The following is a 16,766-nucleotide window of genomic DNA, read 5'->3' on the forward strand; positions in this document are numbered from 1 at the left end:
CGCTGGCGGCAATCGGGGCAGGATCGGGCCGCCGCTGCGCCTTGGGGCGCAGGGCGCCGACCGCGTCGCCCCGCGTTTTTCTTTCACGGATCTCCATGTCTCAAGTTCTTTCGAATTCGGCGCCGGCCGCGGCCGGCGGCCGGCGTGCCGCCTGGGGCCTGGCCGGCCTGGCGCTGTCGATGCTGCTGTCCTCGCTGGGTACCAGCAGTGCCAATGTCGCCCTGCCGACGCTGGCCCGCGCGTGGGACGCTCCGTTCGCGCAGGTGCAATGGATTGTGCTGGCCTATCTCCTGGCGATCACTTCCTGCGTGGTGGGCGCGGGCCGCCTGGGCGACATTGCGGGCCGGCGACGGCTGCTGCTGGGCGGGATCGTGGTGTTCGTGCTGGCATCGGCCGGCTGCGGCCTGGCCGCCACGCTCGGTCAACTGGTGGCGGCGCGCGCAGCGCAGGGCGTGGGCGCGGCGCTCATGATGGCGTTGACCATGGCGTTCGTGAGCGACCTGGCGCCCAGGAATCGAACAGGCAGCGCCATGGGACTGCTGGGCACGATGTCGGCGGTGGGCACGGCGCTGGGGCCGACGTTGGGCGGCGCCTTGATCGCCGGGCCCGGCTGGCGCGCGATTTTCCTGGTGAACGCGCCGCTCGGTCTGGCGGCGCTGGCGCTGGCCTATCGCTGCCTGCCGGCCGATCCGCCACGCGGGGGCCGCGCCGCGCGCTTCGACCTCACCGGCACGGTAGTGCTGGCGATGGCGCTGGCGGCCTATGCGTTGGCCATGACGCCGGGGCGGGGTCACTTCGGCGCGTTCAATGCCGGCCTGCTGCTGGCCGCCGCGCTGGGCGCATGGCTGTTCCTGCGGGTCGAGGCGCGCGCGGCGGCGCCGCTGCTGCGTCCGGCGTTGTTGCGCCAGCCTGGCCTGGCGGCGGGATTGGCGACGAACGCGCTGGTCTCCACGGTGATGATGGCCACCCTGGTGGTGGGGCCGTTCTACCTGGCGCGAGCGCTGGGACTGGATGCGGCCGCAACCGGGCTGGCGATGTCGGCCGGACCGCTGGTGAGCGCACTGAGCGGCGTGCCGGCGGGACGCCTGGTCGACCGTCGTGGCGCGGGACGCGTGGCGCGCGCGGGCCTGGCGGCGCTTGCGTTGGGCGCGGCGCTGCTGGCGGCGGCGCCCACCTCGTTGGGACTGGCGGGGTATATCGCGCCCATCGTCCTGCTGACCGCGGGCTATGCGCTGTTCCAGGCGGCCAACAATACCGCCATCATGGGCGCCATCGACGCCGGCCAACGCGGGTTGGTGGCGGGCATGCTGAACCTGTCGCGCAACCTGGGGCTGGTCACGGGGGCCTCGCTCATGGGAGCGGTGTTTGCCCTGGGCACGGGCGCGCCGGACCTGTCGACCGCCGCGCCGGCCGCGGTCGCACGGGGAATGGCGGTGGCGTTCGGCGTGGCGGCGCTGTTGGGGGCAGGCGCGTGGCTGATCGCCCAACGCCACCGCGCCCACTGAAGCGCGGGCGGCGTCAGGGGCTGTCGGCGCGTTCCGGCCTGGCAGATGTCGCGGGCGCGCGTGGCGTCGGCGCGGTCGTGGACGTGGCCATCAGTGCCTCTGGCAAGCGCCGCGCTAGGCCGCGCCCGTCACGCGCAGTATCCACCACGCCAGTCCCACCGCCACGGCGATCAACACGATGCGGCGCAGCCCGCCAGCGCCGCGCGGCACCGCGCCGGGAGCGGGCGCATCCAAGGCGTGCGGGGCGGGCCCGTTGGCGGGCGCCGCGCTGCGCACATCCGGAATATCCGTTTCCATGATGAATGCCGGCTTGTCGGCCGGTCTTGGCGCCCCCGTTCCCGCCAAGCCGCCGATGTCCACGCCGGCATCCCGTAGCGCGTCCCACAGGCCGCTGTCGTTCAGCCCGGTGCGCAGGGCTTCGATGCGTTCCCGGTCGGCCTGTGGCACCGCGTCCAGACTGTCGTAGCGACGACCGTTCAGCGTGACCACGCCGTCCTTGATTTCGACCCGGTAGGGGCCGTCGGCATCATCGCCGACGTAACTCCATTGCTCGCTGACTCGCGTCCGGGCGCCGTTGCCAGCGTGGCGCAATGCGTCCATGGCGTCGCCCGCGTCGGCCGACGTGCCGCCCGACATCGACCAGCTGTGGGTGGTGGTCGAGCTACGCCAGGTTTTGCTCTTTTCCGTCATCGAATCGTTTCCATGAGTAACGTTTGTTATTGGACCGGGCGGGGCTCCCGTGGCCGCAGGTTGACTGCGCACTATACAGATGCAGGGCAGTCCTGAATTCGTCTGACAGTGTCCTTAATGCAAAAGTAAATCCCAAGTCAAGAAAATCGATCTGATATGGTCTTTGGAGCAGATCAGATGGGCTGAAAAGCGCATAATGAGGGCCCGTCCCTTTGTAGGACGGGTCTGCTTTTCTGTCACCAAGAAGAGCGCGTTGTCACCAGGGCGCGGCCCGGCAGTTCGTGTTTCCAGGGGTTCATGTTCGGCTGTGCCAGGACAACTTGGAATTCTCACGGAGATGTCTATGACACAAGACGCAAAGCCGCGCAGGCGGTTTCTGCAGGCGTTGGCCATCGTGCCGGCCTCGACACTGGCGGTGGGCGTGGCCGCCACGGGCTGTACCAACGCCGCCGACGGCGGCGCGGCGCGCGCGGCCAAGGCCTACGAGCCCACCTACTTCACCAAGCCCGAATGGGACTTCATCGTGGCCGCGGTCGATCACCTGATCCCCGCGGATCAGTACGGCCCCGGCGCGATCGAGGCCGGCGTGCCCGAGTTCATCGACCGCCAGATGGAGACGCCTTACGGCCACGGCAAGCTCTGGTACATGCAGGGGCCGTTCCATCCCGACGTGGCGCCGGAACTGGGCTACCAGCTGAACCAGAACCCGCGCGAGGTCTACCGCCACGGCATCGAGGCCTGTGACGCCTGGTGCACGAAGACCCACGGCAAGCGCTACGCCGAACTGGACAAGCCGATGCAGGAACAGATCCTGAAGGACCTGCAGGCCGGCAAGATCGAGTTCGATACCGTTCCCGCCAGGACCTTCTTCAGCTTCCTGCTGGCCAACACCAAGGAAGGCTTCTTCGCCGACCCGATGTACGGCGGCAACAAGAACATGGTGGGCTGGAAGATGGTGGGTTTCCCGGGCGCGCGCGGCGACTACATGGACTGGGCCGACCAGCCCAACGTCAAGTATCCCTACGGGCCCGTGTCGATCTCCGGGGAAAAGGGGTAAGCGATGGCGATCAAGAAAGACAAAGTGGATGCGGTGCTGGTGGGCTTTGGCTGGACCGGCGCCATCATGGGCCAGGAACTGACCGAGGCCGGCCTGCACGTGCTGGCGCTGGAACGCGGCGCCATGCAGGACACGCCCAAGGAGGCGGAATATCCCAAGGTGCTCGACGAGCTGGCGTACTCCGTGCGCGGCAAGCTGTTCCAGGACCTGTCCAAGGAGACCGTGACGATACGGCATGGCGTCGACGACGTGGCCGTGCCGTACCGCCAGAATGGCTCGTTCCTCCTGGGCACCGGCGTGGGCGGCGCGGGCTTTCACTGGAACGGCATGCACTACCGCGTGCTGCCCGAGGAACTGGAACTGCGCACCCGCTACGAAACGCGCTACGGCAAGAGCTTCATCCCCGAGGGCATGACCATCCAGGACTTCGGCGTCACCTACGACGAGCTGGAACCGTACTTCACCAAGTTCGAATACGTCTGCGGCACCTCGGGCAAGGCCGGCAACCTCAACGGCCAGATCGTCGAGGGCGGCAACCCGCTCGAAGGCAAGCGCAGCAAGGAATTCCCGCTGCCGCCCTTGGCCACCACCTACGGCGCCCAGCTGTTCGACAAGGCCGCGCGCGAAGTGGGCTTCCATCCGTATCCGGCGCCCGCGGCCAACGCGTCGGGGCCCTACACCAACCCGTACGGCGTGCGCCTGGGCCCCTGTAATTTCTGCGGGTTCTGCGAGAACTACGGCTGCTACATGTATTCGAAGGCCTCGCCGCAGACGACCATCCTGCCGGTGCTGCTGAAAAAGCCCAATTTCGAACTGCGCACCCATTCGCACGTCATCAAGGTCAACCTCGATTCGACCGGCAAGAAGGCGGTCGGCGTGACCTACATCGACGCCCAGGGCCGCGAGGTCGAACAGCCCGCCGACCTGGTGATCCTGTCGGCCTACCAGATGCACAACGTGCGCCTGCTGCTGCTGTCCGGCATCGGCAAGCCCTACGATCCCAAGACCAACGAAGGCGTGGTCGGCAAGAACTACGCCTACCAGATGAACGGCGCGGTCAACGTGCTGCTGCCCAAGGGCACCCAGCTCAACCCGTTCGTGGGCACCGGCGCCGGCGGCGTCGGCATGGACGATCTGAACGGCGACCAGTTCGACCACGGCCCGCTCGGCTTTCTTGGCGGGGCCAGCATCCGCCACGTGCGCTACGGTGGCCGTCCCATCAAGATGACGCCCACCACGCCGGGCACGCCCACCTGGGGCACGGCCTGGAAGGCCGGCGTGCAGGACGCCTACCAGCGCTTCATGACCATCGGCATTTCCGGCTCGGTGATGTCGTACCGCGACGCCTACCTGTCGCTGGACCCGACCTACAAGGACAGCTTCGGCCAGCCGCTGCTGCGCATGACGTTCGACTGGCACGACAACGAATTCGACATGCTCGGCCACATGGGCAACAAGATGGAGGAAGTGGCCAAGGCCATGAAACCCGAGAAGCACTTCGTCGCCGTGCGCAAGAAGGGCGCGCGCTACGACACCCGCGTCTACCAGAGCACGCACAACACGGGCGGCGCCATCATGGGCTCCAACCCCAGGGAAAGCGTGGTCAACAAGTACCTGCAAAGCTGGGACGTGCCCAACGTGTTCGTGATGGGGGCCTGCGCCTTTCCGCAGAACATGGGCTACAACCCGACCGGCCTGGTGGGCGCCCTGGCGTTCTGGTCCGCGCAAGCGATCCGCGACCAGTACCTGAAGAATCCCGGTCCGCTGGTCCAGGCGTAAGGAGTCGACAATGATGAAGAAAGCCATTGTTGCCGCGCTCTCCGTCCTGGCCGCGGGCAGCGCCTGGGCCGCCGACGGCACCCCGGCCGCGGCCGATGCCCAGTTGATCAAGCAGGGCGAGTACCTGTCGCGCGCCGGCGACTGCATCGCCTGCCATACCGCCAAGGACGGCAAGCCCTTCGCCGGCGGCCTGGGCATCGAGTCGCCGCTGGGCACGATCTATTCCACCAACATCACGCCCGACAAGGACACGGGCATCGGCAACTACACGCTGGAGGACTTCGACCGCGCCGTGCGCCATGGCGTGGCCAAGGACGGCCACTCGCTGTATCCAGCGATGCCGTACACCGCCTACGCCAAGGTCACGCCGGATGACGTCAAGGCCCTGTACGCCTACTTCATGCACGGCGTCGAGCCGGTCAAGCAGGCCAACAAGGACACCGACATCACCTGGCCGCTGTCGATGCGCTGGCCGCTGGGCGTGTGGCGCTGGATGTTCGCGCCGGACGTCGCCACGGCCCCGGTCAGCGCCACGCCCGCCAACGACGCCGATAAGCAGGCGCTGCTGCGCGGCCAGTACCTGGTCGAAGGCCTGGGCCATTGCAGCACCTGCCACACGCCGCGCGGCTTCGCCCTGCAGGAAAAGGCCTTGACCGACGCCGACGGCTCGGCCTTCCTTTCCGGCGGCGTGGTCGAGGGCTGGCTCGCCAAGAACCTGCGCGGCGACATGGCCGACGGGCTGGGCAGCTGGAGCAAGGAAGACATCGCCGCCTTCCTGAAATCCGGCCGCAACGGCCATTCGGCCGCGTTCGGCGGCATGGCGCAGGTGGTGCAGGACAGCACCCAGCACCTGAGCGACGCCGACGTCAACGCCATCGCGGTGTATCTCAAGAGCCTGCCGCCGGTGAACAAGGACGCCACCAGGCCGCTCGCGTACAACGACACCGTGGCGCAGGCCCTGCGCACCGGCAAGGACACCAGCGATGGCGCCATGACGTTCCTGAACAACTGCGCGGCCTGCCACCGCAGCACAGGCAAGGGCTACGCGGAGACCTTCCCGCAGCTGGCCCTGAGTTCGACCGTGAATTCGGCCGATCCCGCCTCGCTGATCCACATCGTGCTCAAGGGCGCGCAGATGCCGGGCACGACGGCGGCGCCGACCGCGTACGCGATGCCGGGCTTCGACTGGCGCCTGACGGACAAGGAAGTCGCCGACGTGGTGACCTTCGTGCGTGCCAGCTGGGGCAACCAGGGCGCGGCAGTCAGCGCGTCCGACGTGGCAAAGGTGCGCAAGGACGTGGGGGCGGCGAAGGCGCCGGTAAGGTAGGCGCTTTGCCAGCAGGCGCATGCCTGCGCGGTTCCTGGATCCGCCCGCTTTGCCGGGCGGATTTTTCTTGGGGGGCTGTCGAAAGTGTTCGACTCCTATCGGCCCCAAGGCCGGGCAGGGGGCGCCGGATTGTGGCGTGGATGGCCGTGCAGCCGTCGTCTGCGCGGCGCCCGCGATGGCCTGCCGCCGCTAGCCGGCAGGCCAGGCGAGCATCGCGGCATCGATGATCTGGTTGAGCTTGTCCACGCCGGCGCCGTCGCGCGCCTGGATCGACAGCCCTTCGAGAACGGTGGTGTAGAAGGCGGCAAGCTGCGCGATGTCCGCAGTGGCGGTCAGGTCGCCCTGCGCGATGCCTTGCGCAAGGCGCTCGCGCAGCAGCGTTTCGCCATGCAATCGGTTGCTTGCCAGAAACGCGCGCACGCTTTCGTTCTCGGGAGCGCCCAGCAGCGATGACAGCACGATCATGCAACCGCGCGGACCGTCCTGGACGACGTAGGCCCGGGCGTTCGCCCGCAGCATGGTTTCGACCGCCTCGCGCGCGGTAGGGGCGTTGGCCAGGCTGTGCGAGGTGGCCCGGCCCTCGAGGCGGTCGTAGAGCTCGACCGCTTCCCGGAAAATCTCTTCCTTGCAGCCGAAGGTTGCATAGAGACTGGGCTTGTTGACCCCCATGGCGGCGACCAGGTCCTGGATCGAGGTGCCTTCATAGCCTTGCGTCCAGAAGGTCCGCATGGCCGCGAGCAGGGCGCTATCCCTGTCGAAGGCCCGGGGGCGCCCGATCCTTGGCGCGGGAGCCGATTTCGCCGATTTTTTCCTGTCGCCAGCATTCATGATTCAACCATCCGCAGACCCGCCACACCCATTCCGATCAAGGCCAGGCAAAGCAGCTTGGCCGGTGACATGGCTTCGCCGAGCACCCATGTTCCAAAGGCTGCCACGCCGAAGGCGCCGATGCCCACCCAGACCGCATACGCCGTACCGACCGGCAGATGCCTGAGCGCCAGGCCAAGCAGCACAAGGCTCAGCATGGCAACACTGACACCGATCAGGCTCGGCCAGAACCGGGTCAGCCCATCGGCCCGCTTGAGCGCCAGCGCCCACACGATTTCGAGCAGGCCGGCCAGAACCAGGAGTGCCCAAGCCATCGAAAGCCTCGCTTCTTTCTGATTGTCAGTGTATCCGTGGCGGCCAGCCGCGTGCGGCGCCCGGCCTATGCCGTGAAGCCGCCGTCGATGGCGAGCGATGATCCGGTGATGAACTGGCTCTCGGCCGACGCAAGGTAGGCGACCGCGGCCGCGATTTCAGCCGGCCGGGCATAGCGCTTGACCGCCATGAGCGCCAGTTCGGCGGACGCCGCCGGCCCGTCGGCCGGGTTCATATCGGTATCGGTCGAGCCCGGATCGACGATGTTCACCGTGATGCCGCGCTCGCCCACCTCGCGCGCGAGTCCCTTGGTGAAGCCGATCAGCGCGGATTTGCTCATCGCGTACAGCGTCACGCCGCCGTAGGGCACGCGCTGCGCGAAGCACGAGCCGATGGAGATGATGCGTCCGCCGGAACCCATATGCGCCAGCGCCGCCTGCGAAGCCACGAAGACCGCGCGCGCGTGGATCGCCAAGGTGTCGTCGATCTCTTGCAGCGTGGCGTCCTCGATCGGGCCTGAAGGGAACACGCCGGCGCTGTTGACGAGAATGTCCAGCCGGCCCAGTTCCCGAGCGGTATGGTCCACCGCCGCCCGGACCGCGGCCGGATCGCGGCTGTCCGCCTTGATGCCCAGGACCCGCGCGCCGCTCGCGCCAAGTTCACGCGCCAGTTCGTTTGCGGCGCTGTCCGAGCTGGCGTAGGTGAAGGCCACCGCGGCGCCCCGTTGCGCCAGGCCGCGGACGATGGCCGCGCCGATGCCGCGCGTGCCGCCGGTGACGAGGGCGGCCTTGCCGTGGAATTCCATGTCGACAGCTCCTTTTGTACCGATCGGTTAAAATTCTATGCGAACGGGAATTGCGCGTCAAGAAGCGCGGACAATGGTGGCAAAGCGACTATGGTGTGGGATGACGCCCCCGCATCGGCAAGCACCGACCTCAACCCCATCAAGGATTCCTATGCCCGGACTGGAACGCCCCGAAGACGCGCCCATCGCGTTTGAAGCCGCCTGGAACAACCACGACATGCAAGCGCTTGGAACCCTGTTCCATGCGGATGCGACGTTCGTGAATCGCTTTGGCCATTACGTGCGCGGCGTCGATGAGATCGTCAAGCTGCACGCGCCGATCCACCAGACCATCTATCGCGATTCCACGCTGCGCAACGAGTTGATCGACGTGACCGCAATCGGCGGCGAGGCGGCGATCATCCATTTCTGGAGCCGCCTGTCGGCCGGTGCCGCGCATCCCGCGGGCCGCCACGTCGTCGACACGCTGATCCTGGCCGTGCTGACGCGACAGGGCGACGGGTGGCGGATCAAGGCGCTGGAAAACGTCACCCTGACGAATCCACGCACGGGCGAAGCCGTGTTGAGGGACAGCCCGCCGGCTTGATCCGGCGGCGGGCGAGGGCGAGTGGCCGGTTGCCGCGCAGCGGCTGCTCAGTTGCGGTTGATCCAGTCCTGCGTATCCTGGATGAACCAGGGCAGATTCAACTTTTCCCCCTCGCCGGACTGGATGCTCAAGCGCTGGTCCGGCGAGCTGGTCGCGCCCCGCATGGAGGGGGAGGGGCGGCTGCGGTAGTCCAGATCGGTGGCCTGGCGCGGCGGGTTGTCGGCGCAGGCGGTGATCGACGCGCAAGCGAGCATGGCCAGGAGAGGGCGCAGCACTGATCGAGAAGTCTTCATGGTGTTCGGATTCCTGCTGGCGGCACACGGTGGCATGCCGGGGCAATCGGGATTTCTACCCTGAACCTTACTCCCGATCGCGGGCTTTCCGCGCTAGAGCGGCCGGACATAGCGCCGCGCCCGCGCCTCGATGCCGCCGATGCGGTCGATCTCGCTGCCGGTGTATTGCCAGCCCTGGCGTTCATAGAAGGCGATGGCGCGGGTATTGCCTTCCAGCGCGTAAAGGTACAGGCGCGCGGCGCCACGGGCGCGGGCCCAGGCCTCGGCGCGCGCCACCATCAGCTTGCCGGCGCCGGTGCCCTGGTAGGGCGGCAGGACGTGCAGATTGTCGAGCAGGACTTCGCCGGGATGGTCGTGTTCCTGCTGCACGCAGACGAAGCCGATCGGCTGCCCGTCCTGTTCGGCGATGAATACGGCCCGGGCGTCGAGGTTGGATTCCCGCATCCTGTCCTGCCAGTGCACCATGCGGTCGTCGGCCAGTCCGGCGTCGAGGAATCCGTCGGGCAGCAGGCCGCGGTAGGTGGCGGCCCAACTGGCCGCATGCATGGCGGCGATGGCGTCGGCGTCCCGGGCGGTTGCCTGGCGCAGGGTGACGGGGTGGTCGGACATCGGGATTCCTTGGCGCGCCCGGCCGCGACGGCGCTGGCGCGGCAGCGGTCGGGGTGCGATCGGTTTGACAGGTCGGGCGGGCTCGCGCATGATCGGCGCATGAACCGCCCGTCGCTTTCGTTCGCCCTGATTATTACCACCATTCGGAACATGGTGGGTTAGCGCGCGTCGGATCATCACTGCATCAACCCGCCAAAGGCGGGTTTGTTGTTGGCCCGCCGCTGGTTTTCTCATAGGCAAGCCATGCAATCGAACCCGTCTTCCCTGTCCCCTTCCTCCACGCCGATGCTGCACTTTCTGTGCGGCAAGATCGGCGCCGGCAAATCCACCCTGGCGGCCCGCCTGGCGTCGCGGCCGGATACCCTGCTGATCAGCGAGGACGCGTGGTTGGCGGCCCTGTATCCGGGCGAAATCCTCAGCGTGGCCGACTATGGCCGCTGCGCCGGCCGCCTGCGCGACGCGATGGGCGGGCATATCGCCGCCGTGGTCGCGGCGGGGCTGTCGATGGTGCTGGATTTCCCGGCCAATACGCGCGCAAGCCGCGCATGGCTGCGGCAGGTCGCGCAGGCCGCGGGCTGTCGCCATCAACTGCATTTTCTCGACCTGCCCGATGAGGTCTGCAAGGCACGGCTGCGCGCGCGCAACGCGTCGGGCACGCATCCGTTCACCACCAGCGAAGCCCAGTACGACGCCATCACCGCGTATTTCGTGGCGCCGCAGGACGACGAGGGCTTCCATATCGTGCGGCACGGACAGGAATAAGGCCCGGCGGCGGGGCGGGCGGCCTGCTATGATTACTGGATAAATAGCCAGTTGTCCTTCCGGCCGATGCTGCCCCCGCACCGCTACTACTACCTGCACAATTTCCAGCGCGCGCTCGCGTGGGTCGGCGAGCGCTATGCGGATCTGCTGGACGAACGCGAACGCCTTTTCATGGCCGATTTCGCGGCCTTGCCACGGGCGTCGCAGGCCTTGCTGACGCGCATGCTGATGCGGCGCGGGCCCTGGTTCCGCGCCAGCCGCCTGGTGTACGAGGAAATCCCGAACACCCTGGACGCCGCCGCGCCGTTGCTGGCGCTGGGCTGGCTGGACGCGGACGCGCCGATGACGCTCGATGAGCTGTTCGGCCTGCATACGCGGCCCGAACTGGATCGTCTCTTTGCGGGTGTCGTGGGCCGGGGAGCGGCGCGCAAGGCGGACCTGCTGGAAGCGCTGCGCGCCTGCCAGCCCGACGCCCAGCCCTATGCCCGCTGGCGCGCCGGGACGCGCGCGCAGCCCGACCCGGCGGGCGCCGATGCGGCCTGGCGGGTCGCCATCGCCGATCTGTGCGAACGGTTCCGGCTGATGTTCTTCGGCAACCTGCACCAGGACTGGTCGGAGTTCGTGCTGGCCGACCTGGGCGTGTTCCAGTACGAGGTGGTGCCGTTCGAACCGTCATCGCGCGCGTTCCAGGCGCGCCAGGACGTCGACCGCTACCTGGCTTTGCAGGCGTGCCGACAGGCCTTGGACGAAGGCCTGGACGTGGACGCGCAACTGCGCGCGGTGGCCGGCTGCGCCAGCGACAACCCCTGGCTGGAAAAGCGCCGCGCCAAGGTGTTGCTGCGATTGGGACAAGCGTGCGAGCGCGCGCAGGACTGGGCGGCGGCCGAGCGGGTGTATGCCTTGTGCGCCTACCCCGGCGCGCGTCATCGCCGTATCCGCGTGTACGAGCGCATGGCGCGTTTCCAGGATGCCCTGGCGCTGGCGCTGCGCGCCGAGGCCGCGCCGGAAAGCGAGGAAGAATCGCAACGGCTGGCGCGCATGCTGCCGCGGCTGCGCCGCAAGCTGGGACAGCACGCGGCGCGGCGCGCGGCGGCGCCGGTGGCGCGGCTGGACCTCGAACTGGACCGGCCCGCGGCGCCGATGCCGGTGGAGTTCGCCGCGCGCGACCACCTGCACCGGGACGACGCGCCGGTGCACTACGTGGAAAACACGTTGATCAATTCCCTGTTCGGCCTGTTGTGCTGGCCGGCGGTGTTCGCGCCCTTGCCGGGGGCTTTTTTCCATCCCTTCCAGCGCGGGCCCGCCGACCTCGACGCGCCGGATTTCCACGCGCGGCGACAGGCTCTGTTCGCCGCCTGCCTGGCGCAATTGGATACGGGCGAATATCGCGACACGATCCGCCTGCGCTATGCCGACAAACGGGGCGTGCAGTCCCCCTTCGTGTTCTGGGGCGCGCTCGACGAATCGCTGTTGCAGCGGGCGCTGGATCACTTTCCGCCGGCCCACCTGAAGCTGTTCTTCACGCGGCTGCTGCGCGACGTCAAGGCCAACCGCTCGGGCCTGCCGGACCTGATCCGCTTCCAGGCCCAGGCGCCGGGCTACGAACTCATCGAGATCAAGGGGCCAGGCGACAAGCTGCAGGACAACCAGATCCGCTGGCTGGCGTATTGCGCCGAGCACGGCATGCCGGTGCGGGTCTGCCACGTCAGCTGGCGGGAGCCGCGGCCATGACCTACGCCGTGGCGGTGCGCGCGTTGTGCGAATTCACGGCTCGCGCGGGCGACCTGGACCTGCGTTTCACGCCGGCGCCCAGCGGCCTGGAAGGCATGGCGGGCCACACGGCGGTGACGAGCCGGCGCGGCCCCGGCTACGAGACCGAAGTGGCGCTGGCCGGCCAATACGAGAACCTGCTGGTGCGCGGACGCGCCGACGGCTATGACCCGGTGGCCAACCAGGTCGAAGAGATCAAGACCTACCGGGGGCGGCTCGACAGCGTGCGCGACAACCATCGCGCCGCGCATTGGGCCCAGGCCCGGGTCTACGCCCACCTGTTGTGCGCGGCGCGCGGCCTGGCGCAGGTCCGCGTGGCGCTGGTGTATTTCAACGTGGCGACCGAAGAAGAGACGGTGCTGTCCGAGAGCCGCGACGCGGCGTGGCTGGCGGCGTTTTTCCATGAGCAATGCGATCGCTTCCTGGCCTGGTCGCGTACCGAACTGGCCCATCGCCAGGCGCGCGACGCGGCGCTGGAACGGCTGGCGTTTCCCCATGGCGATTTCCGCAGTGGCCAGCGCGAGCTGGCGGTGTCGGTGTACCGCAGCGCGCGCGACGGCCGCTGCCTGATGGCGCAGGCGCCCACCGGTATCGGCAAGACGCTGGGCACGCTGTTTCCGTTGCTCAAGGCCGCGCCGGGCAGCGGGCTGGACAAGGTCTTCTTCCTGGCGGCCAAGGGCTCGGGGCGCGGGCTGGCGCTGGCGGCGCTGGACACCCTGAACGCCCAGCCCGCGCAACCGGCGCTGCGGGTGCTGGACCTGCAGGCGCGCGACAAGACCTGCGAGCATCCGGACAAGGCCTGCCATGGCGAATCCTGCCCGCTGGCGCAGGGCTTCTACGATCGCCTGCCGGCGGCGCGCGAGGCGGCGCTGGCGCAGGGGCGGCTGGACGCGCCGGCGGTGCGCACCGCCGCCCGCGCCCATCAGGTATGCCCGTACTACCTGTCGCAGGAACTGATCCGCTGGAGCGACGTGGTGGTGGGCGACTACAACTACTACTACGACGCCACCGCCATGCTGTACGCCTTGACGCAGGCCCACCAATGGAAGGTGGCGGTGCTGGTGGACGAGGCCCACAATCTGGTCGATCGCGCGCGCCGCATGTACACCGGGGAATTGAACCAGCTGGGACTGGCGGCGGCGCGGCAGGCCGCGCCCAAGGCGCTGAAAAAGCCGCTGGACGGGCTGCAGCGCTCCTGGACGGCGTTCAACAAGAAGCAGGCCGAGGCCTACCAGGCCTACGACGAGGCGCCGGCCGGCGTGCTGGCGGCGGTGCAGAAGGCGGTGGCGGCCATCACCGACTATCTCGGCGAGGCGCCGCTGGCCCAGGACGACCCGGTGCTGGCCTTTTACTTCGAGGCCTTGCATTTCATGCGCCTGGCCGAGCAGTTCGGGCCGCACGCGTTGTTCGACGTGACGCGGGCCGAAGGCGGCGCATGGGGCGCCAGGACGCCGCCGTCGACGCTGTGCGTGCGCAACGTGGTGCCCGCGCCGTACCTGGCCGCGCGGCATGCGGCGGCGCATGCCACGGTGCTGTTTTCGGGCACCCTGAGCCCACAGCAGTTCTACCGCGACACGCTGGGCCTGCCGCCCGAGGCGGCCTGGATCGACGTGGCCGCGCCGTTCCAGGCCGAGCAGCTGGCGGTGAAGGTGGTGGGCAACGTATCCACCCGATATCGCGACCGCGAGCGTTCGCTGGCGCCGATCGCGGACCTGATCGCGGACCAGTATGCGCGCCGGCCCGGCAACTACCTGGGGTTCCTGAGCAGCTTCGACTACCTGCGGCAGGTGGCCGAGCTGATGCGGGTACGCCATCCGCAAGTGCCGATCTGGCTGCAGACGCCGGGCATGGACGAAAGCGGCCGCGCCGCCTTCCTGGCGCGATTCACCGAAAGCGGGCAGGGCGTGGGGTTCGCGGTGCTGGGCGGCGCCTTCTCCGAGGGCGTGGACCTGCCGGGCAAGCGCCTGATCGGCGCTTTCATCGCCACCCTCGGGCTGCCCCAGGTGAATGCCATCAACGAGAACATCAAGCGCGCCATGGAGCGCCGCTACGGCGAGGCGCAGGGCTACGACTACACCTATCTCTATCCGGGCATGCAGAAGGTGGTGCAGGCGGCCGGGCGCGTGATCCGCACCGAGCACGACGTGGGCACGGTGCACCTGATCGACGACCGCTATCGCCGCGCCAAGGTGCGCAACCTGCTGCCCAGCTGGTGGCGGGTGGACTGAGCGCGCGCCGATTTCCACCCGGACGCGGCGCCGGAGACGCCCCGCTGGCGGCGCCGTGGGGCCGTGGCTTCAGGCCGAACGCAATTCCGTCAGCGGCTGGTTCGGATCGCGGCTGAGCTGGTAGCCGTACCACAGGCTGCGCGCCATGCGCTTGGCCATTTCACCGGCGGCGTCGGCCAGCGCGCGGTTGGGCAGCGCCGCCAGGGTTTCGCCCCACAGCGCCAGCCAGCGCTCGAACAGTTCGGCGCTCAGGTGCGGCATTGCCACGTGCTTGGGCATGGGCATGCCGGTGAAGCGGCGCGTGCCCAGCAGCACCGCGGACCAGAAGTCCGACAGCGTCGCCAGGTGCTCGTCCCAATCGTGCACCTGGGATTCGAACACCGGCCCGAGCGCGGCGTCGGCGCGCGCCTTGGCGTAGAACGTATGCACCAGATCGCGGATCTCGGCTTCGGTGCAGATGTCGGGTTCGGACAAATGGGTCTCCTGGCGGCGTGAATCGGCAGCGCGAATAGTAGGGCGCGGCGGCGCAGGGGCGGATTGATCTGGCGCAAACCGCTGCCGGTCCGCGCGCCGGCGTCCGGATCACGCGGCCGGCGTTCAATGCGGCTGGGGCCGCGCCGGCGCCATGGGCGCCGCCTCGGGCCGGGCAAGCAAGGCGTAGACCAGTACGGCCAGCAACAGCGCGAATCCGGACAGGGCGTACAGCACCTGCCCGAAAGCCACGTCGTAGGCCTGGTGCAGCAGGCCGCCCGCGCCGGGCAACAACGCGCCGGCGACGTCCAGCTGGCCCAGCGCCGCGCGGTTGGCGGCCTGCAACAGCAGCTGGGCGCCCGCGTCCGGCTGGTCGATGGCGACGCGGGCGTGGATCAGCGTGGCCAGCAAGGCGCTGATGACCGCGATGGCCACGCCGTCCGCCGATACCCGCACGGTGTTGAAGATGCCGGTCGCCATGCCGACGCGCTCGGGCGGCGCCACGCTGACCGCCATCGCGTCCATCAATCCCCAGGGCAGGCCGATGCCGATGCCGATCAGGCTCATCGGCAGCCATAGCCGGCCGGCGTCGCCGCCCAGGTCGCGGGCCAGCCAGGCCAGGCCGGCGGCGGCCAGCGCCAGGCCGATGCTGGACAAGATGGCGGGGCTGAAGCGGCGCGTCAGCAGCGCGGCCAGGAACGGCACCACCAGCAGCGGCGTGGCCAGGCCCATCATCAGCTGGCCGGCGCGCAACGCGCTGTGGCCGTCGATGCCGATGAAGCGACCGGGCAGGATGGCGATCAGGGCGATGAACAGAAACGCCGGCGAGGCGGCCAGGGCCTGCACGCCGACAAAGCGCGCGCTGCGAAACAGCGACAGGTCCAGCATCGGATGCGATGCGCGCATCTCGGTGGCGATGAAAGCGATGGCCAGCAGCGCGCTGGCCAGCAGCGAGCCGGCCACGGCGGCGTCGCGCCAGCCGTTCTCGGGCGCCAGCAGCATGCCGTAGGTGAACAACCCCAGCGCGCCGGTGAAGCTGAGCGCGCCGCGCCAGTCGAAACGTCCGTTGGCCGCGCCCGCCGTGGCGCGCACGCTGGCGGCCACCAGCGCCAGCCCGAGCAGGCCGACCAGGCCGGTGCCGTGGAAGACCCAGCGCCAGCCGGCCGTCTGCACCAGCCAACCCGACACCAGGGGCCCGAACGACAGGCCGATGCCGAAGGTGGTGCCCAGCAGGCTGAAGGCGCGGGCCCGGGCCGCGCCGTGGAACAGCGGCGCCAGCGACGACATGGCGGCGGCGAAGGCCGCCGCGCCGCCCACGCCCTGCATCAGCCGCAGGAAATCGATCCAGGCGGCCGAAGGCGCCCAGGCGATCGGAAAGGTGAAGGCGCAGAACCACGCCAATCCGCCCAGCCAGACGCGGCGCGGCCCGTACAGGTCGGTCAGGCTGCCGGACACCATGATGACGCTGCCATAGGCCAGGATGTAGCCGTTGAGGATCCAGTTCAATTGCACCGGCGTGCCGCCGAGCGCATGGCTGATGGCGGGCAGCACCACGGCGGGGCCGGTGAAGCACAGGGGAATGAGCACCGCGGTGAGGCAGGCGGCCAGCAATTGCAGCCAGCGGTTGGTCATGCGGGAAGGAGGCAGGCGAGTCATGTCGATCACGTCAAACGAGGAGGGCGGCCGGGTCGGCCGGCAAACAGGGAGAAACGGCGTCGGCTCCCGACGGGCATGGCGCCGGGGA

General features: G+C 68.9%; 16 protein-coding genes. 8 read left to right on the forward strand and 8 right to left on the reverse strand.

Going from position 1 to position 16,766, the window contains the following annotated elements:
• The first annotated feature begins 95 nt into the window (after positions 1–95).
• Complete coding sequence (locus tag DK459_RS05745) at positions 96–1,505, forward strand: MFS transporter (protein ID WP_110059501.1); 1,410 nt, start codon at positions 96–98, stop codon at positions 1,503–1,505.
• A gap of 114 nt (positions 1,506–1,619) precedes the next feature.
• Here the strand turns inward: DK459_RS05745 and DK459_RS05750 are convergent, their stop codons facing one another.
• Positions 1,620–2,195, reverse strand: coding sequence for a hypothetical protein (locus DK459_RS05750; protein WP_054447858.1), 576 nt, complete (start codon positions 2,193–2,195; stop codon positions 1,620–1,622).
• Between the two features lie 343 nt (positions 2,196–2,538).
• On the opposite strand from DK459_RS05750, the gene DK459_RS05755 reads away from it, so the two are divergent.
• Genes DK459_RS05755 through DK459_RS05765 form a run of 3 tightly spaced genes read left to right on the forward strand, consistent with a single transcriptional unit; the run spans position 2,539 to position 6,358 of the window.
• Positions 2,539–3,252 carry a gluconate 2-dehydrogenase subunit 3 family protein gene (locus DK459_RS05755; RefSeq protein ID WP_024069170.1) on the forward strand — a complete coding sequence of 238 codons (714 nt, stop codon included), beginning with the start codon at positions 2,539–2,541 and terminating at the stop codon, positions 3,250–3,252.
• A gap of 3 nt (positions 3,253–3,255) precedes the next feature.
• Complete coding sequence (locus DK459_RS05760) at positions 3,256–5,031, forward strand: GMC family oxidoreductase (RefSeq protein WP_006384437.1); 1,776 nt, start codon at positions 3,256–3,258, stop codon at positions 5,029–5,031.
• A 10-nt stretch (positions 5,032–5,041) separates the two neighbouring features.
• Complete coding sequence (locus DK459_RS05765) at positions 5,042–6,358, forward strand: cytochrome c (protein ID WP_020928104.1); 1,317 nt, start codon at positions 5,042–5,044, stop codon at positions 6,356–6,358.
• A gap of 189 nt (positions 6,359–6,547) precedes the next feature.
• On the opposite strand, the gene DK459_RS05770 is transcribed toward DK459_RS05765, so the two are convergent.
• The 3 genes from DK459_RS05770 to DK459_RS05780 all read right to left on the reverse strand — a co-directional run bounded on the left by DK459_RS05770 (position 6,548) and on the right by DK459_RS05780 (position 8,303).
• The gene (locus DK459_RS05770) at positions 6,548–7,186 is read right to left on the reverse strand and encodes a TetR/AcrR family transcriptional regulator (protein WP_110134533.1); all 639 of its coding nucleotides are present in this window, start codon (positions 7,184–7,186) and stop codon (positions 6,548–6,550) included.
• On the reverse strand, positions 7,183–7,500 hold the full coding sequence (locus DK459_RS05775) for a multidrug efflux SMR transporter (RefSeq protein ID WP_024069168.1): 318 nt from the start codon (positions 7,498–7,500) through the stop codon (positions 7,183–7,185). The genes DK459_RS05770 and DK459_RS05775 overlap by 4 nt, the downstream gene beginning before the upstream one ends.
• A 65-nt stretch (positions 7,501–7,565) precedes the next feature.
• On the reverse strand, positions 7,566–8,303 hold the full coding sequence (locus DK459_RS05780; protein WP_054436513.1) for an SDR family oxidoreductase: 738 nt from the start codon (positions 8,301–8,303) through the stop codon (positions 7,566–7,568).
• A 151-nt stretch (positions 8,304–8,454) separates the two neighbouring features.
• Here DK459_RS05780 and DK459_RS05785 point away from each other — a divergent pair, with 151 nt between their 5' ends.
• Complete coding sequence (locus DK459_RS05785) at positions 8,455–8,889, forward strand: SgcJ/EcaC family oxidoreductase (RefSeq protein ID WP_006384441.1); 435 nt, start codon at positions 8,455–8,457, stop codon at positions 8,887–8,889.
• Between the two features lie 47 nt (positions 8,890–8,936).
• Here the strand turns inward: DK459_RS05785 and DK459_RS05790 are convergent, their stop codons facing one another.
• Entirely contained in the window at positions 8,937–9,182 is a 246-nt protein-coding gene (locus DK459_RS05790; protein WP_006384442.1) for a hypothetical protein, read from the reverse strand.
• 93 nt (positions 9,183–9,275) lie between these two features.
• Positions 9,276–9,791 carry a GNAT family N-acetyltransferase gene (locus DK459_RS05795; protein WP_006384443.1) on the reverse strand — a complete coding sequence of 172 codons (516 nt, stop codon included), beginning with the start codon at positions 9,789–9,791 and terminating at the stop codon, positions 9,276–9,278.
• 243 nt (positions 9,792–10,034) lie between these two features.
• Here DK459_RS05795 and DK459_RS05800 point away from each other — a divergent pair, with 243 nt between their 5' ends.
• The 3 genes from DK459_RS05800 to DK459_RS05810 all read left to right on the forward strand — a co-directional run bounded on the left by DK459_RS05800 (position 10,035) and on the right by DK459_RS05810 (position 14,551).
• Entirely contained in the window at positions 10,035–10,553 is a 519-nt protein-coding gene (locus DK459_RS05800; RefSeq protein ID WP_070541990.1) for an ATP-binding protein, read from the forward strand.
• A 66-nt stretch (positions 10,554–10,619) separates the two neighbouring features.
• The gene (locus DK459_RS05805) at positions 10,620–12,284 is read left to right on the forward strand and encodes a VRR-NUC domain-containing protein (protein WP_070541993.1); all 1,665 of its coding nucleotides are present in this window, start codon (positions 10,620–10,622) and stop codon (positions 12,282–12,284) included.
• A complete protein-coding gene (locus DK459_RS05810; protein ID WP_070541996.1) occupies positions 12,281–14,551 on the forward strand; it encodes a helicase C-terminal domain-containing protein in 2,271 nt (756 codons plus the stop codon). Before DK459_RS05805 ends, DK459_RS05810 begins: the two co-directional genes overlap by 4 nt.
• A 69-nt stretch (positions 14,552–14,620) precedes the next feature.
• On the opposite strand, the gene DK459_RS05815 is transcribed toward DK459_RS05810, so the two are convergent.
• Together DK459_RS05815 and DK459_RS05820 are read right to left on the reverse strand one after the other, a co-directional pair.
• Positions 14,621–15,025 (reverse strand): group III truncated hemoglobin, encoded by a 405-nt coding sequence (locus tag DK459_RS05815; RefSeq protein ID WP_006384516.1) that lies wholly within the window; start codon positions 15,023–15,025, stop codon positions 14,621–14,623.
• A gap of 123 nt (positions 15,026–15,148) precedes the next feature.
• Entirely contained in the window at positions 15,149–16,678 is a 1,530-nt protein-coding gene (locus DK459_RS05820; RefSeq protein ID WP_035181408.1) for an MFS transporter, read from the reverse strand.
• Positions 16,679–16,766 lie beyond the last annotated feature (88 nt).

This window comes from Achromobacter sp. RW408 (genome assembly GCF_003184165.1).
In the GTDB taxonomy this organism is placed as follows: domain Bacteria; phylum Pseudomonadota; class Gammaproteobacteria; order Burkholderiales; family Burkholderiaceae_B; genus Achromobacter; species Achromobacter xylosoxidans.

Coding starts and splice junctions, on each gene's coding strand:
- DK459_RS05765 (WP_020928104.1), top strand. CDS start 5,042: ATGATGAAGAAAGCCATTGTTGCCGCGCTCTCCGTCCTGGCCGCGGGC.
- DK459_RS05760 (WP_006384437.1), top strand. CDS start 3,256: ATGGCGATCAAGAAAGACAAAGTGGATGCGGTGCTGGTGGGCTTTGGC.
- DK459_RS05745 (WP_110059501.1), top strand. CDS start 96: ATGTCTCAAGTTCTTTCGAATTCGGCGCCGGCCGCGGCCGGCGGCCGG.
- DK459_RS05795 (WP_006384443.1), bottom strand. CDS start 9,791: ATGTCCGACCACCCCGTCACCCTGCGCCAGGCAACCGCCCGGGACGCC.
- DK459_RS05805 (WP_070541993.1), top strand. CDS start 10,620: ATGCTGCCCCCGCACCGCTACTACTACCTGCACAATTTCCAGCGCGCG.
- DK459_RS05770 (WP_110134533.1), bottom strand. CDS start 7,186: ATGAATGCTGGCGACAGGAAAAAATCGGCGAAATCGGCTCCCGCGCCA.
- DK459_RS05800 (WP_070541990.1), top strand. CDS start 10,035: ATGCAATCGAACCCGTCTTCCCTGTCCCCTTCCTCCACGCCGATGCTG.
- DK459_RS05790 (WP_006384442.1), bottom strand. CDS start 9,182: ATGAAGACTTCTCGATCAGTGCTGCGCCCTCTCCTGGCCATGCTCGCT.
- DK459_RS05750 (WP_054447858.1), bottom strand. CDS start 2,195: ATGACGGAAAAGAGCAAAACCTGGCGTAGCTCGACCACCACCCACAGC.
- DK459_RS05775 (WP_024069168.1), bottom strand. CDS start 7,500: ATGGCTTGGGCACTCCTGGTTCTGGCCGGCCTGCTCGAAATCGTGTGG.
- DK459_RS05755 (WP_024069170.1), top strand. CDS start 2,539: ATGACACAAGACGCAAAGCCGCGCAGGCGGTTTCTGCAGGCGTTGGCC.
- DK459_RS05780 (WP_054436513.1), bottom strand. CDS start 8,303: ATGGAATTCCACGGCAAGGCCGCCCTCGTCACCGGCGGCACGCGCGGC.
- DK459_RS05785 (WP_006384441.1), top strand. CDS start 8,455: ATGCCCGGACTGGAACGCCCCGAAGACGCGCCCATCGCGTTTGAAGCC.
- DK459_RS05820 (WP_035181408.1), bottom strand. CDS start 16,678: ATGACTCGCCTGCCTCCTTCCCGCATGACCAACCGCTGGCTGCAATTG.
- DK459_RS05810 (WP_070541996.1), top strand. CDS start 12,281: ATGACCTACGCCGTGGCGGTGCGCGCGTTGTGCGAATTCACGGCTCGC.